General features: G+C 64.4%; 9 protein-coding genes. 4 read left to right on the top strand and 5 right to left on the bottom strand.

All coding sequences use genetic code 11. The features are described 5' to 3' along the window. Positions 1-84: 84 nt before the first annotated feature. From DFO48_RS02430 to DFO48_RS02420, 3 genes are all read left to right on the top strand, one after another. Positions 85-1425, top strand: a complete 1341-nt coding sequence (locus DFO48_RS02430; RefSeq protein WP_114862418.1) for an aspartate aminotransferase family protein — start codon at positions 85-87, stop codon at positions 1423-1425. A gap of 84 nt (positions 1426-1509) precedes the next feature. Continuing rightward, positions 1510-2376, top strand: coding sequence for an amino acid ABC transporter substrate-binding protein (locus DFO48_RS02425; protein ID WP_080554162.1), 867 nt, complete (start codon positions 1510-1512; stop codon positions 2374-2376). 27 nt (positions 2377-2403) lie between these two features. After that, the gene (locus DFO48_RS02420) at positions 2404-3066 is read left to right on the top strand and encodes an aspartate/glutamate racemase family protein (protein ID WP_003079583.1); all 663 of its coding nucleotides are present in this window, start codon (positions 2404-2406) and stop codon (positions 3064-3066) included. A 158-nt stretch (positions 3067-3224) separates the two neighbouring features. Here the strand turns inward: DFO48_RS02420 and DFO48_RS02415 are convergent, their stop codons facing one another. The 4 genes from DFO48_RS02415 to DFO48_RS02400 form a co-directional block, all read right to left on the bottom strand. Beyond that, on the bottom strand, positions 3225-4688 hold the full coding sequence (locus tag DFO48_RS02415; RefSeq protein ID WP_114862417.1) for an efflux transporter outer membrane subunit: 1464 nt from the start codon (positions 4686-4688) through the stop codon (positions 3225-3227). A gap of 13 nt (positions 4689-4701) precedes the next feature. Then, the gene (locus tag DFO48_RS02410; protein WP_003079587.1) at positions 4702-7932 is read right to left on the bottom strand and encodes an efflux RND transporter permease subunit; all 3231 of its coding nucleotides are present in this window, start codon (positions 7930-7932) and stop codon (positions 4702-4704) included. Positions 7933-7954: 22 nt separating this feature from the next. Continuing rightward, positions 7955-9196 (bottom strand): efflux RND transporter periplasmic adaptor subunit, encoded by a 1242-nt coding sequence (locus DFO48_RS02405; RefSeq protein WP_114862416.1) that lies wholly within the window; start codon positions 9194-9196, stop codon positions 7955-7957. A 180-nt stretch (positions 9197-9376) separates the two neighbouring features. After that, entirely contained in the window at positions 9377-10213 is an 837-nt protein-coding gene (locus DFO48_RS02400; RefSeq protein ID WP_114862415.1) for an alpha/beta hydrolase, read from the bottom strand. Positions 10214-10389: 176 nt separating this feature from the next. On the opposite strand from DFO48_RS02400, the gene DFO48_RS02395 reads away from it, so the two are divergent. Further along, a complete protein-coding gene (locus DFO48_RS02395) occupies positions 10390-11316 on the top strand; it encodes a LysR family transcriptional regulator (RefSeq protein WP_003079594.1) in 927 nt (308 codons plus the stop codon). Positions 11317-11354: 38 nt separating this feature from the next. Here DFO48_RS02395 and hrpA read toward each other — a convergent pair whose 3' ends face one another. Beyond that, positions 11355-15410, bottom strand: a complete 4056-nt coding sequence (gene hrpA, locus DFO48_RS02390; RefSeq protein WP_114862414.1) for an ATP-dependent RNA helicase HrpA — start codon at positions 15408-15410, stop codon at positions 11355-11357. Positions 15411-15524 lie beyond the last annotated feature (114 nt).

Raw genomic sequence — 15524 nt, 5'->3', positions numbered from 1 at the left:
TCCATTAAATTCTTTTAATAGAACATTAGTTCCAAAACACAGCAACACCTCCAAGCACCCGCATCAGCTTTCGGAATCTTCCACATGACGCACGTCTTTCACCGCCATCTGCGAACCGCCCCACCCGTTGCCGTATCGGCTCACGGCATGCGAATTCAGGATGCCAGCGGCCATAGCTACCTGGACGCATCCGGGGGCGCAGCCGTTTCATCACTGGGCCACGGACATCCAGACGTGATTGCGGCGATGCACGCCCAGATCGACCAGCTCCCTTATGCGCATACCAGTTTCTTCAGCTCTCGGCCGGCCGAGGAACTCGCAGACGAGCTCATCCGCACAGCGCCTGAAGGCATGAGCCATGTGTATCTGGTCAGCGGTGGCTCCGAGGCTGTGGAATCCGCCTTGAAGATGGCACGCCAGTACTTTGTGGAAATCGGAGAGCCTGAGCGCACACATTTCATTGCCCGGCGACAGAGCTACCACGGCAATACCCTGGGTGCTCTGGCCGTTGGCGGAAACGAATGGCGCCGCGCCCCTTTCGCTCCCATTCTGGTACCTGCCACGCATGTGGCGCCTTGCTACCCGTATCGCGAACAACGCGCCGAAGAAACTCCCGAGCAATATGGACAACGGCTGGCGCAAGAGTTGGATACGGCCATCCTCGCCCAAGGTCCGGGGCGAGTCATCGCCTTTGTGGCAGAGACCTTGGGCGGAGCAACTGCAGGCGTGTTGACTCCGGTACCTGGCTACTTCAAGGCCGTGCGCGAAGTCTGCGACCGCCATGGCGTGCTTCTCATCCTCGATGAAGTAATGTGCGGCATGGGACGGACCGGGACTCTGCATGCCTGCGAGCAGGAAGGCATCAGCCCGGACCTGATGACCGTCGCGAAGGGACTGGGAGGCGGCTATCAGGCCATAGGCGCGGTGCTTGCAAAAAAGCACATTGTTGACGCCATGTCTTTCGGCAGCGGCTTCTTCCAGCACGGGCACACCTATCTAGGACACCCCGTCGCCTGTGCTGCGGCGCTTGCCGTCCAGCGGGTCATCCACCGGGACGGACTTCTGGCCAAGGTGCAGGAGGACGGTGCCTTCTTCGGTGCGCTGCTGCGCGAAACCTTCGCCGACCACCCTCACGTGGGGGACGTGCGCGGTCGTGGCTTCTTCTGGGGCATTGAGCTGGTTGCAGACAAAGCCGAGAAACGCCCATTCGACCCGGCGCTCAAGGTCAATGCAAATCTCAAGAAGGACGCCATGGCGCGGGGCCTGCTGTGCTATCCGTTCGGAGGCACTGTCGATGGAGTCAACGGAGACCATGTGCTGCTTGCACCGCCCTATATCGCCAGCCGCGATGAGCTCAAGACCATTGCCAGTCTGTTGGCAGAGTCCGTGGACGCCATCACCCGGCAAGCCGCAATCGCGGCCTGAAGACTCCCACACCCCGTTCTCAACCCCACTCTCTCATTCAGGAATACCATGCGCTTGTCTATCCGAAACGTCGCGGCTGCCGCCATGATGGCCACTGCTCTTGTCCCCGCACTGGATGCCCTCGCACAGGAGTCGCCTACCTTGAAAAAGATCAAGGAGAGCGGGACTATCACCCTGGGTCACCGCGAGGCCTCCTTCGGATTCTCATACATCTCCGATACCGCCACCCCCATCGGCTACAGCCTCGACATCTGCATGAAAATTGTGGACGCCATCAAGGCCGAGCTGAAACAGCCCAAAATCGATATCAAGTACCAGGTGGTGACGTCGCAGAACCGCATCCCTCTTGTGACGAACGGGACGGTCGACCTTGAGTGCGGCTCCACGACCAATTTGGTAGAACGCCAGAAGGACGTGGCATTTTCTCCGGACATCTTCCGATACAACGTGCGCATGGCAGTCAAGGCCAGCTCAGGCATCAAGAGCATTGCTGACTTGCAAGGCAAGTCGGTTGTCACCACCGCTGGCACGACTTCGTTCCGACTCCTGCGTGAAACCAACCGTGGCAAGGTGCTGGAGGTCACACAATTGTCCGGGAAAGACCATCTCGACTCCTTTCTGCTGCTGAATTCGGGCCGTGCAGCCGCCTTCGTGCTCGACGACATCTTGTTGGCAGGTCTTATCGCGAACACCCAGAACCCGAAGGAATTCATCATCACGGGCGAAAACCTGCGCACAGAAAATCAGTCTCTGATGCTGCGCAAGGACGACCCGCAGTTCAAGGCGCTGGTAGACCGCGTGGTGGTCGGAATGATGAAATCAGGCGAAATGGAGACACTCTACAAAAAGTGGTTCATGTCGCCGATTCCACCGAAGGGGACCAACATCAACTACCCACTCAACGCAGAAACCAGAGAAGGCTTCGAGAATCCTTCTTCAAAGGGCATCTGACATCCTCGAACTTCCAGGCACCAACATATGACTCGGATTGCTCTCATTCACGCCCTTAGCCATTCGGTCGAGCCCATCAACGCCGCATTCGACCGAGACTGGCCGCAAGCCGTTCGCATGAACCTGCTGGACGACAGCCTGTCGGCAGACCTCGCACGAAGCAGCCACGGACTCGACACAGCCATGCACAGGCGCTTCGAGGTCCTGGCCGACTACGCAGTGGGCACGGGTGCCCAAGCTATTCTCTTCACCTGTTCGGCATTCGGATCCTGCATCGATGCGGTCGCTGCGCGGCATGCCGACCTCCCGGTGCTTCGGCCCAATGAGGCCATGGTGGCCGAAGCACTGCGACAGCCCGGAAAAATTGGACTCATCGCGACTTTTGCGCCCACGCTGAAGTCGATGCCGCCCGAGTTCGGTCCGGATGCCGACCTCGTTCTGGCTCTGGCCGAAGGCGCGTTGCAGGCCATGAATGCGGGAGACCTGGCCCGCCACGACGCGCTCATTGCAGCCCAAGCCGCTCGATTGAGAGACGAAGGATGTACCCGTATCGCTCTGGCGCAGTTCAGCATGGCAAGAGCCAGGGCGGTTTGCGAGCAAGCGTCGAACCTGCCGGTACTCACCACGGTAGATAGCGCGGTACGCGCACTGAGGACTGCGCTTTGCAATCCGGTCACCACGCGGGGATAGGCTAGAGCCCGCCTCTTGGCGGCCGAAGACCTTTGTGCCGAGCTTCATCACTCAACGCAGAGAGGCAGCTGCCGACAGCGGTAGACGCGGGCCGGCACAGAGCCTGCGATGATGTTGCATCTGGGCCCAGCTCAGGCCTGCCCGGAGCAGGCCCCTCCTCATCCACGAGCCGCCACGGGCTCGCCGCTGTCCCAGCCTCCGCCCAGTGCACGAATCAGCGCCACCGTGGCGGTGTACTGCGCGGTGCGCACCTGCAGGGCCTGGCGCCGGTTGCGCAACTCGTTGCGGCGTGCATCCAGCAGCTCCAGCTGGCTCACCAGACCGTTGCGATAGCGCACGTCCGAGAGATGGGTGGCGCGCTCCGCAGACTGCACGGCCTGCCCCAGCACATGGGCCTGACCCGAGAGCAGACGCAAGGCACTGAGCTGATCCTCCACATCCCGAAAGGCCGCGAGCACCTGGCCGCGCTGGGCGGCCACTGCTGCCTCCAGACGCGCACGTGCGCCCTCTTCCTGCGCTGCGCGCTGGCCGCCGTCGAAGATGGGCAGGGACAGCAAGGCGCCTATGCCCCAGGAGCGCGCCGACCACTTGAACAGATCGCCCAGCTCCGGAGAGGCATAGCCGCCATTGCCCGTGAGCGTGATAGCCGGAAACCATGCGGCCTGGGCCACGCCCACGCGGGCCTGGGCAGCCAGCACCGAAGCCTGGGCCGCCGACACATCGGGGCGGCGCGCCAGCACCGTCGCAGGCACGCCTGCCGGAATCACAGGCAGCGTTGCCAGCACAGGCTGTGCAGCCAGCGTGAAGCTTGTGGCGATATCGCCCACAAGCACGGCCAGCGCATGCGTGAGGGCCGCCTGCTGGCGCTCCAGCGCCAGCGTCTCGGCCTCGGTGGCCGAAACCTCGGTCTGCATGCGCGCCACGTCCAGCTCTGCCGCATCGCCGGCCCGGAAGCGCTTCTCGATCAGCGTCAAGGTCTCGCGATAGGCCACCAGACTCTGCTCGACCAGCTGGCGTTCGGTCTGCAGCGAACGCAGCTGCAGATAGGTCTGCGCCACATCGGCCTGCACCATCAGGCGCGTGCTCTGCAGTAGTGCTTCGCGTGCATTGGCATCCTCGCGTGCCGCTTCGCTGGCCCGCGACAGCCTGCCGAACAGATCCGCTTCGTAGGAGAAGTTCAAGCCGGCCGTGACCAGGGTTGCGGGTTGCATGCCGCTCGCGGTGTTCAGCCCGGCCTGGCGCACAGCGCCGCCCGAGGCCCCGATCTGCGGCTGCCGCTGGGCATCGGCCGAGCGCAGCAGCGCACGGGCTTCGGCCAGGCGTGCCGCAGCGGTCTGCACATCGGTATTGGCTTCACCCGCGCGCTCCACCAGAGCGCTGAGTTCGGCGTCGGCAAATACCAGCCACCAGGCACCGCGCGGCTGGGCCTCTGCCGGGGCAGCCTGCGTCCAGCCCGCGGCTGCGGCCTGGGCGCTGAAGCTTGCTGGCACGGCAACGCCGGCATGCTCGGCCACCGTGGGCGGTGCGCTGGCGCAACCTGCCAGCACCAAAGCTGCCGTCAGCGCGCTCAGGGACGGCATCAGGGATCGAATGCCTTGCATCGTTTTCATATCGGAATCCATGGTTGATTGGGGCTTATTCGTCATGGCCGCGCGGTGCAGCAGGCATGGGCAGGGCCGAGGCGCCGTGACCCGGCTCGCTGATCGGTGCCACATGGCTGCCATGCTGCTGCAGCGGACGGTTGCCGGCCAGACGACGCAGCACCACATAGAACACCGGCGTGAGGAACAGGCCAAAGGCCGTCACACCGATCATGCCGGCGAACACCGCCACCCCCATGGCGCTGCGCATCTCAGCTCCCGCGCCCGTGGACAGCACCAGGGGCAGCACGCCCATGACAAAGGCCAGCGAGGTCATGAGGATGGGGCGCAGGCGCAGACGGCTGGCTTCGATGGCGGCCTGCACGGGCGTGCGGCCGGCAAATTCCAGCTCGCGGGCGAACTCCACGATCAGGATGGCGTTCTTGGCCGACAACCCCACCAGCACGATGAGCCCGATCTGCGTGAACACATTGTTGTCACCGCCGCTCAGCCACACGCCCGTCATGGCGGCCAGCAGGCCCATGGGCACGATGAGGATGATGGCAATCGGCAGGGTCAGGCTTTCGTACTGAGCCGCCAGCACCAGGAAGACCAGCAGGATGGCGATGGGGAACACCAGCACGGCGGAATTGCCGGCCAGGATTTCCTGGTAGGTCAGCTCGGTCCACTCGAAACCTATGCCGGGCGGCAGGGTTTCGGCAGCAATGCGCTCGACGGCTGCCTGGGCCTGACCCGAGGAGAAGCCAGGAGCGGGCCCGCCATTCACGTCGGCGGCCAAAAAGCCGTTGTAGCGCATGGCGCGCTCGGGCCCAAAGCTGGGTTCGAGCTTCATCAGCGCCGACAGCGGCACCATCTCGCCCGTGGTGGAACGCACCTTGAGCAGGCCCACGTCTTCGGCACGCGCCCGGTAGGCGGCATCGGCCTGGACGCGCACGCTATAGGTGCGGCCGAACTGGTTGAAGTCGTTGGCGTACAGGCTGCCCAGGTAGATCTGCAGCGTCTCGAAGATATCCGTCACGGGCACGCCGAGCTGGCGCGCCTTGGTTCGGTCGATGGCGGCGTAGAGCTGGGGCACGTTGACCTGCCAGCTTGTGAACAGGCCGGCCAGCTCGGGCGTCTGGTAGGCCTTGGCCATGAATGCCTTTACGGCCGCGTCCATGGCGTCGTAGCCCAGCGAGGCACGGTCCTCGATCTGCAGCTTGAAGCCGCCGGTCGTGCCCAGGCCTGCCACGGGGGGCGGCGGGAACATGGCGATAAAGGCTTCCTGGATGCTGCCAAAGGCCTGGTTGAGCTGACCCGCCACGGCACCGCCGCTCTGGTCGGCATGCTTGCGCTCGGCAAAGGGCTTGAGCGTGACAAAGACGATGCCCGAGTTGGAGCTGTTGGTGAAGCCGTTGATGGACAGGCCCGGGAAGGCGATGGCGTCTTCCACATTGGGATTGTTCTTGACGATCTCGCCCATGCGGCGGATCACGTCTTCCGTGCGATCCAGCGTGGCGCCATCGGGCAACTGGGCAAAGCCGACCAGATACTGCTTGTCCTGGGCCGGCACAAAGCCGCCGGGCACCAGCTTGAACAGACCCCAGGTCGCGCCCACCAGCACGGCGTAGATCACCAGCATCAGCGCCTTGCGGCCGATGACGCGCTGCACGCCGCCGCTATAGGCATCGGAGCCGCGGCGGAACAAGGCGTTGAAGCGGCGAAAGAACCCGCCCAGCACGCGCTCCATGCCGCGTGTCAGCGCGTCCTTGGGCGCATCGTGGCCGCGCAGCAGCAGCGCGGAAAGCGCAGGCGACAAGGTCAGCGAGTTGATGGCCGAGATCACCGTCGAGATGGCGATGGTGGCCGCAAACTGGCGGTAGAACTGGCCCGTGAGGCCGCTGATGAAGGCCAGGGGCACAAACACGGCGCACAGCACCAGGGCGATGGCGATGATGGGCCCGCTCACCTCCTGCATGGCGCGGTAGGTGGCCTGGCGTGGCGACAGGCCGGCCTCGATATTGCGCTCCACGTTCTCCACCACCACGATGGCGTCATCCACCACGATGCCGATGGCCAGCACCAGGCCGAACAGGCTCAGCGCATTGATGGAAAAACCCAGCAGGTGCAGCACGGCAAACGTGCCCACCACCGAGACCGGCACGGCCAGCAGCGGAATGATGGAAGCGCGCCAGGTCTGCAGGAACAGGATCACCACCACAACCACCAGGGCCACGGCTTCCAGCAGGGTCTGGATCACGGACTTGATCGAAGCCCGCACGAATTGCGTGGGGTCGTAGGCGATGCGGAACTCCACACCTTCAGGCATGTGCTTTTGCAGCTCGGCCATGGTGGAGCGCACATTGGCAGAGATCTCCAGAGCATTCGAGCCCGGAGCCTGGAACACGCCCATGCCTACGGCGGGGTCGTTGTTGAGCAGGGAGCGCAGCGAATAATCGGCCGCGCCCAGTTCCAGCCTGGCCACGTCGCGCAGGCGCGTCACCGCGCCGTCGGAGCCCGTCTTGACGATGATGTCGCCGAACTCTTCCTCGGTCTGCAAGCGTCCTTGCGCATTGATGGACAGCTGCATGTCGACGCCAGGCAGGCCGGGCGAGGCGCCGACCACGCCGGCCGCTGCCTGCACGTTCTGGCCGCGGATGGCGGCCACCACGTCGGCGGCCGAGAGACCGCGCTGCGCCACCTTCTGCGGATCGAGCCAGGCACGCATGGAATAGTCGCCGCCGCCGAAGATCTGTACCTGGCCCACGCCCTGGATGCGCGCCAGGCGGTCCTTCACATTGAGCACGGCATAGTTGCGCAGATAGTCGATGTCATAGCGGCCGTTGGGCGAGACCATGTGCACGACCATGGTCAGGTCGGGCGCGCTCTTGACCGTGGTGATGCCCAGGCGGCGCACTTCCTCGGGCAGGCGCGGCTCGGCCTGGGAGACGCGGTTCTGCACCAGCTGCTGGGCCTTGTCGGGGTCGGTGCCCAGCGCGAAGGTCACGGTCAGCGTCATCACGCCGTCGGTCGTGGCCTGGCTGCCCATATAGAGCATGCCTTCCACGCCGTTGATGGATTCCTCCAGCGGCGTGGCCACGGTTTCGGCAATCACCTTGGGATTGGCGCCCGGGTACTGGGCGCGCACCACCACCGAAGGGGGAGCGACCTCGGGGTATTCCGAGATCGGCAGCGTCCGCATGGCGATCAGGCCAGCAAGAAAGATGAGCACCGACAGCACGCCCGCGAAGATCGGGCGGTCGATGAAAAATCGGGAAAGGTTCATGGTGTCGGAGGATTAAGGGTTCTCAGACCGTAGGTTGCTTGGCGGCGCTGCGGCCATCGGCCAGCTCGGCCTTGGCGTCCATGGGCACGTCCTGAGGCGCGACCACCACGCCGGGGCGCACACGCTGCAGTCCGTTGACGACGATGCGCTCGCCGGCCTTGAGGCCCGAAGTGACCACACGCAGGCCGTCCACCGGCGCGCCCAGTTGCACCTCCCGGTACTCGGCCTTGTTGTCAGCACCAATCACCAGCACGAATTTCTTGCTCTGGTCCGTGCCCACGGCGCGCTCGTTGATGAGCACGGCCTGGGTGGTCTGGGGCTGACCCATGCGAATGCGCGCGAACTGGCCGGCCATGAGCGTGCCGTCCACATTGCCGAACACGGCCCGCACACGCACCGTGCCGCTCTTGGCATCGACCTGGTTGTCTATGAGCTGCAGATGACCGGTGTAAGGCGTGCCGCCGCTGGTGCCCACGCCCATCTGCACGGGAATGGTTTCAATCAGCGCACGCGTGCTGCGTCCCTGGCTTGAGCTCTGCAGACCCTGCAGCGCCTGGGCCACGATCTGCTCGTCGGCGTCGAAACTGGCATACATGGGGTCCACCGACACCAGGGTGGTCAGCACCGGCGCTCCGGCCCCCGAGCTCACGAGATTACCCACGGTGACCTCGATGCGGCCCACGCGCCCGTTCACCGGAGCCTTGACCTGGGTGTAGCCCAGGTTCAGCTTGGCGGTCTGCAGCGCAGCCTGTGCAGCGCGCAGATTCGCATCGGCCTCGCGCCGGGCATTCACGCGCTCGTCGTATTCCTTTTGCGCGATCGCCCGCTCGTCCCACAGACGCGTGGCGCGCTCGGACTCGCTCTGGGTATAGGCCATGCGCGCCTTGGCAGCAACGACCTGGGCTTCAGCGCGATCGACTTCTGCCACATAGGGAGCCGGGTCCACGGTGAACAGCAGATCACCGGCCCTGACCAGCGCACCTTCCTTGAAATGCACGGCCTGCACCGCGCCCGAGACGCGCGGCTGCACGTCCACGCGCTGCACGGCTTCGAGTCGACCAGAGAATTCATTCCACAGCGTCACGTCCTGCTGCAGAACCTGGGCTGCCGAGACCGGCACGGCCGGCGCGGCGGCCTGCGCAGCCGGCGCTTCCGCGTGCGATGCCTGCAGGCCCAGCATGGCGGCGGTCGTGGCGATCACGGCAGCGGCGACGCCGGCTGCGGCCCACCGGCGGCGGTTGGAGAGTTTGGAGTGCTCGTTCATGGCAATGTCTTTGGTTCAAGGGTTGAAAGCGGTAGCGGCTCTTTCGGCGGCAGGCATGACTCATCCCTTCCAGCGCTCAGGCCAGGAATCGAATGAGAAAGAGAGGAAAAAGGCGCAGCCGTGCTGCGTCCGGCCCACAGGGACGGATCAGGTCAGCGATCTGGGCAGGGCAAGATCAGCTCAGAGCCGACATCGAGTGGTTTCGAAAAACTGGCGCAGCTGCTCCTGCAACTGCGCGGCGCAAGGGCAGGACTCGGGCGGCTGCTCCAGCAGCGCCTGCGGCCATTGCCCCGCTTCTGCAAACACATGGCGAAACACGCTCAGGCCGGCAGCTTCCAGCCGCGCGCCATAGTTCAGTGCCTCATCGCGCATGGGGTCGGCCTCGCCGACCAGAATCAGCGTCGGCGGCAGTCCCGCGAGGCGGCGGGCCCGTGCCGGCACCGCATAGGGGTGCTCCGCATCATGCGGCTCACCGAGGTACTGGCACCAGCCCGAAGCCCATTTGCATTCGACGGACTCGCCCTGGGCGGCACGCTGCGAAGGCGTGGCCGCGCAAGGGTCCAGCATAGGAGAGATCAGAATCTGCCCGGCCAGCGGGGGCTGCTGCTGATCGCGCGCCATCATGCAGACGCCGGCCGCCAGATTGGCGCCGGCCTCTTCGCCGGCCAGATAGAGCGGAGCGCCCTTGCCAGCCAGCTTGGTGCGTTGCTTGTAGGCCCACAGCAGCACCTCGTAGCCCAGCTCCAGCGGACGCGGAAACGGATGCTCGGGTGCCAGCGGATAGGCCAGCGACACCACACAGGCCCCGGCCGCCGCCAGCGAACTGCCGACGGTGCAACCGTTGTCCAGATCCCCGGCCACAAAGGCACCGCCATGGAAATGCAGCACCAGCGGGACCACTTCCCCGCGTCGCTTGCCGCCATACAGGCGCACATGGGCCTGCACACCGTCGGCCACGGAAATCGTGGTGTCGGTATGAGTAATCGGCTGCAATGCGGTGGCTTTGGTGTTTGACATGGATTTTCCGGACAGGACCGGGTGATGGAACAGAAATGTAGCAACAGCAATTGACGGCATAAACCCCGCAAACGCGGCCACACTGTTTCCAATTCTCGAACAATGACGGTGTGAGCTGTGTGTGAGAATCCCGCATCCTCGGCGAGTCCGGGTTTTCGCGAGGACAAGGAGATCCCATGGATCAGATACAGGCCATGCGTATTTTCGCGCGGGTCGTGGAAGCCGGCACTTTCACGCGTGCAGCCGATTCGCTGCAAATGCCAAAAGCCAGTGTGACCAAGAACGTTCAGGCGCTGGAAGAGCGCCTGCGCGTGAAGCTGCTCAACCGTACCACGCGTCGCGTCACCGTGACCGCCGACGGTGCGGCCTACTACGACCGCGCCGTGCGCCTGCTCGCCGACTTCGACGACCTCGAGGCCAGCGTCAGCCAGGCGCGCACCACGCCGCGCGGGCGCCTGCGCGTGGATGTGGGAACGACGGTGGCGCGTCTGCTCATCATTCCCCATCTGAGCGAGTTCCAGTCCCGCTACCCCGAGATACAGATCGATCTGGGCGTGAGCGACCGTACCGTGGACCTGATCAGCGACAACGTGGACTGTGTGATCCGCGGCGGCGAGCTGGCCGACCAGTCCCTGGTGGCGCGCCGCATCGGCAATCTGGAATTCATCACGGTTGCCGCCCCCGAATATCTGCAGCGCCACGGCGTGCCCCGGCATCCGCGCGATCTGGAGTCCGGCCATCGCAATGTGATCTATTTCTCGCCGGTCTCGGCCAGGCGCTATCCGCTGGAGTTCCACAAAGACGGCGAAGTGATAGAGATCGCCAGTCCCGCCCACCTGGGCATCAACGAAGGCAATGCCTATATCAGCGCCATACTCGCGGGCCAGGGCATAGGGCAGCTCAGCCGCTTTCAGATTCACAAGTACCTGGAAAACGGCCAGCTGCAACGGGTGCTGGAAGACTGGAAGCACCCTCTGCTGCCGATCTACGTGGTCTATCCGCCCAACTCCCACCTCAGCGCCAAGGTGCGCGCCTTTGTGGACTGGGTGGTGGAGCTGTTTTCGCGCAATCCGCTGCTGCAGGGCGAAAGCCGGCCCGCCTAGGCAGGCAGGGCCGCACTTGCCAGGCCGTCAGGGCAGCATCACTGCTGCAGCTGCGCCCAGACCTTGTCCAGCCGCTTGGCGCTGACCGGATAGGGCGTGCGCAGCTCCTGGGCAAAAAAGCTCACGCGCAGCTCCTCCAGCATCCAGCGGTACTCCTGCATACGGGCATCGATCTGCCCCTTGCGCTCGGCCACCAGCCGCCAGTAGCGCTGCTCCAGCGGCTGCAGCTCCTTGAGCTTGGCGGCATCGCGTGCCGGATCGGCCCGGTACTTGTCCAGGCGCGAGGTAATGGCCTTGAGATAGCGCGCGTAATGACCGAGCTGCGCCCAGGGGGCCACGGCGATGAAGTTCTTGGGCATCAGCTTTTGCAGCTGCTCGCTCGCGTCCTTGGTGGCCTCCGGCGCGTTCTTGGTGTCCTTGATCTTGCGCACGGCGGCCGCGTACTCGGCAAGGATCGTGGCCGACATGCGTGCCACCTCGTTGGCAATCAGCGTCAGGCGGCCACGGCCGTCCTGCACGCGCTGCTTGAAGTCGGCCTCGTTGCTCGGCAATGGCTCCTGCAGAAAGGCGCGGTCAATGGCCACATCGATGATCTGGCCGCGCAGCTCCTCCTGCGTGCCCAGCGGCATATAGGCCACGGCCATCTTCTGCAGGTCGGGAATGTTCTTCTCCAGATACTTGAGCGCATCACGAATCTGCAGCGCGAACAGACGGCGCAGGCCCACGCGGTGCTTTGTGGCAGCGGCTTCGGGTTCGTCGAAGACTTCGATGCCGACGGCATCGCCATGATCGATCAAGGCCGGAAAGCCGATCAGCGTGGTGCCGCCCTTCTTGATTTCCATGAGCTCGGGCAGCTCGCCAAAGCTCCAGTCCTTGTAGCGCGCATCATGCGACTGGGCCGGCTTGCCCGCCGCAGTCTTATCATTTTTAGGAGCTGCTTTCGCTTGCCTACTATCACTTTCAGATACTTTTGACTCTGAAATTCTTGTATCACCTGCGCTAGCAGCTACCTTTAATGAAGCAAGCGCCTGAAAAGCGCCACGTGCCTTGGCGCCCCACTCGGCCTTGAGCGCGCCCAGATTGCGGCCCTGGCCCAGCTGGCGGCCATGCTCGTCCGTGATGCGGAAGTTCATGAACAGATGCGGGCTCAGCATGTCCAGCTTGAAGTCTGCGCGCTTCACATCCAGCGAGGTCTCTGCCTGCACCTGCTTGAGCAAGGCGTCGATCAGCACCCCCTGGGCCCAGCGTTCGTTCTGCGTGAACAGCTCGGCCAGCCGCGCGGCGCTCTCGGGCAGCGGCACAAAACGGCTGCGCGGGCGCTGGGGCAGGCTCTTGAGCAGCGCCTGGATCTTGTCCTTGAGCATGCCCGGCACCAGCCACTCGGCACGCTCCTCCGACACCTGGTTGAGCACGAACAGCGGCACGGTGACCGTGATGCCGTCGCGCGCGTCGCCAGGGCTGTGCAGATAGCTGGCGCTGCAATCGGCACCGCCCAGCTTCACTGTCTTGGGAAATTTGTCCGTGGTGATGCCGGCGGCCTCGTGCCGCATCAGCTCGTCCCTGGACAGGCGCAGCAGCTCGGGCTGGTTCCTGCTCTCGGTGCGGAACCACTTGTCGAAGGTCGCGCCGCTGTACACATCCCTGGGCAGTTGCTGGTCGTAGAAGGCAAAGATCAGCTCGTCGTCGACCAGCACGTCCTGGCGGCGGCTCTTGTGTTCCAGCTCCTCGACCTTTCGCATGAGCTTGAGGTTGGCGGGCAGGAAATGCCACGTGGTTTCCCACTCACCCTCCACCAGAGCCTGGCGGATGAAGAGATTGCGCGCCTCGTGCGGATCGACACGGCCGTAGCTCACGCGGCGGCCGTTGTAGACCACCAGGCCATAGAGCGTGGCGCGCTCCAGCGCCACCACATCGGCCTGCTTCTTGCTCCAATGCGGGTCCAGCAGCTGCTTCTTGAGCAGATGGCCGCCCACCTCCTCCAGCCACTGCGGCTCTATGGCCGCAATGCCGCGGCCGTACAGGCGCGAGGTCTCGACCTGCTCGGCCGCCACGATCCAGCGGCCGGGCTTCTTGCTCAGGTGAGCGCCGGGATGCGGGTGGAACTTGATGCCGTGCGCGCCCAGATAGCTCTCGCTCTCCTCGGCCTTGTAACCGATATTGCCGAGCAGCCCAGACAGCATCGACAGATGCACGGCCTCATAGCCCGCAGCCTCGTTGTTGAGCAGCCATTTCTGCTCCTTGACCACCGTCAGCAGCTGAGAGTGGATATCTCGCCACTCACGCACGCGGCGGATATTGATAAAGTTCTGGCGCAGCAACTGTTCCCACTGGCGGTTGCTGATCTTGTGCGTGGCCTCGTCGGCATGTTGGGCCTGCTCGGCGGGGTTGAACAGCGCCAGCCGCTCCTCGACCGTGCCTTCGAGCTGCGCACCGCCGGCACGCTGACTGACGGGCAGGAAGGCCTGGTTGCGCGCATTGGGCTTGGCCGCAGGCGCGTGCTGGGCCGCCATCTCCTTGCGGCTCTTGGCCACGACCTTGCCGCCGCGCGCATCCGACAGCCACTGCCACAGACGCAGATAGCCGCTGAATTCGCTTTTCTCGTCGTCGAACTTGGCGTGCTGCTGGTCGGCCTGCTGCTGCGCTTCCATGGGACGGTCGCGCACGTCCTGCACGCTCAGAGCCGAGGCAATGATCAGCACCTCGGCCAAGGCGCGGCGCTCGCGCGCTTCCAGAATCATGCGGCCCACGCGCGGGTCCAGCGGCAGGCGCGACAGCTCCTTGCCCATGGGCAGCAGATGGCCGTGATCGTCCACCGCACCCAGCTCGGCCAGCAACTGATAGCCGTCGGCAATGGCGCGGCCCGAGGGCGCTTCAAGGAAGGGAAAATGCACCACATCGCCCAGACCCAGCGACTTCATGCGCAGGATCACGCCTGCCAGCGAGGAGCGCAGGATTTCGGGGTCGGTGAAGCGGTCGCGGCTGACAAAGCTCTCTTCGTCATACAGGCGAATGCAGATACCGTTGGCCACACGGCCGCAACGGCCCGCGCGCTGGTTGGCAGCGGCCTGCGAGATCGGCTCGACCAGCAACTGCTCCACCTTGCTGCGAAAGGAGTAGCGCTTCACACGCGCCGTACCGGCGTCGATCACATAGCGAATGCCCGGAACCGTGAGCGAGGTTTCGGCCACATTGGTAGCCAGCACGATGCGCCGGCCCGTATGGCCGTCAAAGATACGGTCCTGCTCGGCCTGAGACAGGCGCGAGAACAGCGGCAGCACCTCGGCGCTGCGCAGCGTGGGCGAGTGCTGCAAATGCTTGCGCAGATGGTCGGCGGCTTCGCGGATCTCGCGCTCGCCGGGCAGGAAGATCAGGATATCGCCACCCTTGCCGCCTGCCCAGAGTTCATCGACGCCATCGGCAATGGCGTCGTTCAGATCCTTGTCCTTTTCACCCTCGAACGGGCGATAGCGCATCTCCACCGGATAGGTTCGGCCCGAAACCATGATCACGGGGGCGGGACCATCCTTGCTCTCAAAGTGCTTGGCAAAGCGGTCGGCATCGATGGTTGCCGAGGTCACCACCACCTTCAGATCGGGGCGCTTGGGCAGGATCTGCTTGAGATAGCCGAGCAGAAAGTCGATGTTCAGGCTGCGCTCATGCGCCTCGTCGATGATCAGCGTGTCGTAGGCCTTGAGCAGCGGATCGGTCTGGGTCTCGGCCAGCAAGATGCCGTCGGTCATCAGCTTGACCGAGGCGTTCTTCTGCAGCGTGTCCTGAAAGCGCACCTTGTAGCCCACCACTTCGCCCAGCGGCGTGTTCAGCTCCTCGGCAATGCGCTTGGCCACCGAAGAAGCCGCGATCCGTCGCGGCTGGGTGTGGCCGATCAGATGGCCGCGCACCTGGCCGTTGGCATCGGGCGCGGCATTGAGCCTGCCCCGGCCCAGCGCCAGTGCGATCTTGGGCAGCTGCGTGGTCTTGCCCGAGCCAGTCTCGCCACAGACGATGATGACCTGATGGCGATCCATGGCCTCCATGATTTCCTGGCGACGGCTGGATACGGGAAGCGACTCGGGGAAGTTGATCTTCAAAGGCATAAGGGCTGGGATTATCCCCGTCCTTGGCCGGTCTTGCGCAGCAATGACAAAAGCAGCCGTGCCGCGCAATTTTCAACGCCCTGCGGCGCGCCGGCGATGGCAGATGCAGCAGCG

Source organism: Comamonas sp. AG1104 (genome assembly GCF_003350425.1).
GTDB lineage: Bacteria > Pseudomonadota > Gammaproteobacteria > Burkholderiales > Burkholderiaceae_C > Comamonas > Comamonas testosteroni.
This window is presented reverse-complemented; position numbering and strand designations above follow the sequence as displayed.

Bases quoted from the DNA above. Each gene is read 5' to 3' on its own strand.
- DFO48_RS02430 (WP_114862418.1), top strand. From the start codon at position 85: ATGACGCACGTCTTTCACCGCCATCTGCGAACCGCCCCACCCGTTGCC.
- DFO48_RS02425 (WP_080554162.1), top strand. From the start codon at position 1,510: ATGATGGCCACTGCTCTTGTCCCCGCACTGGATGCCCTCGCACAGGAG.
- DFO48_RS02420 (WP_003079583.1), top strand. From the start codon at position 2,404: ATGACTCGGATTGCTCTCATTCACGCCCTTAGCCATTCGGTCGAGCCC.
- DFO48_RS02415 (WP_114862417.1), bottom strand. From the start codon at position 4,688: ATGGATTCCGATATGAAAACGATGCAAGGCATTCGATCCCTGATGCCG.
- DFO48_RS02410 (WP_003079587.1), bottom strand. From the start codon at position 7,932: ATGAACCTTTCCCGATTTTTCATCGACCGCCCGATCTTCGCGGGCGTG.
- DFO48_RS02405 (WP_114862416.1), bottom strand. From the start codon at position 9,196: ATGAACGAGCACTCCAAACTCTCCAACCGCCGCCGGTGGGCCGCAGCC.
- DFO48_RS02400 (WP_114862415.1), bottom strand. From the start codon at position 10,213: ATGTCAAACACCAAAGCCACCGCATTGCAGCCGATTACTCATACCGAC.
- DFO48_RS02395 (WP_003079594.1), top strand. From the start codon at position 10,390: ATGGATCAGATACAGGCCATGCGTATTTTCGCGCGGGTCGTGGAAGCC.
- hrpA (WP_114862414.1), bottom strand. From the start codon at position 15,410: ATGCCTTTGAAGATCAACTTCCCCGAGTCGCTTCCCGTATCCAGCCGT.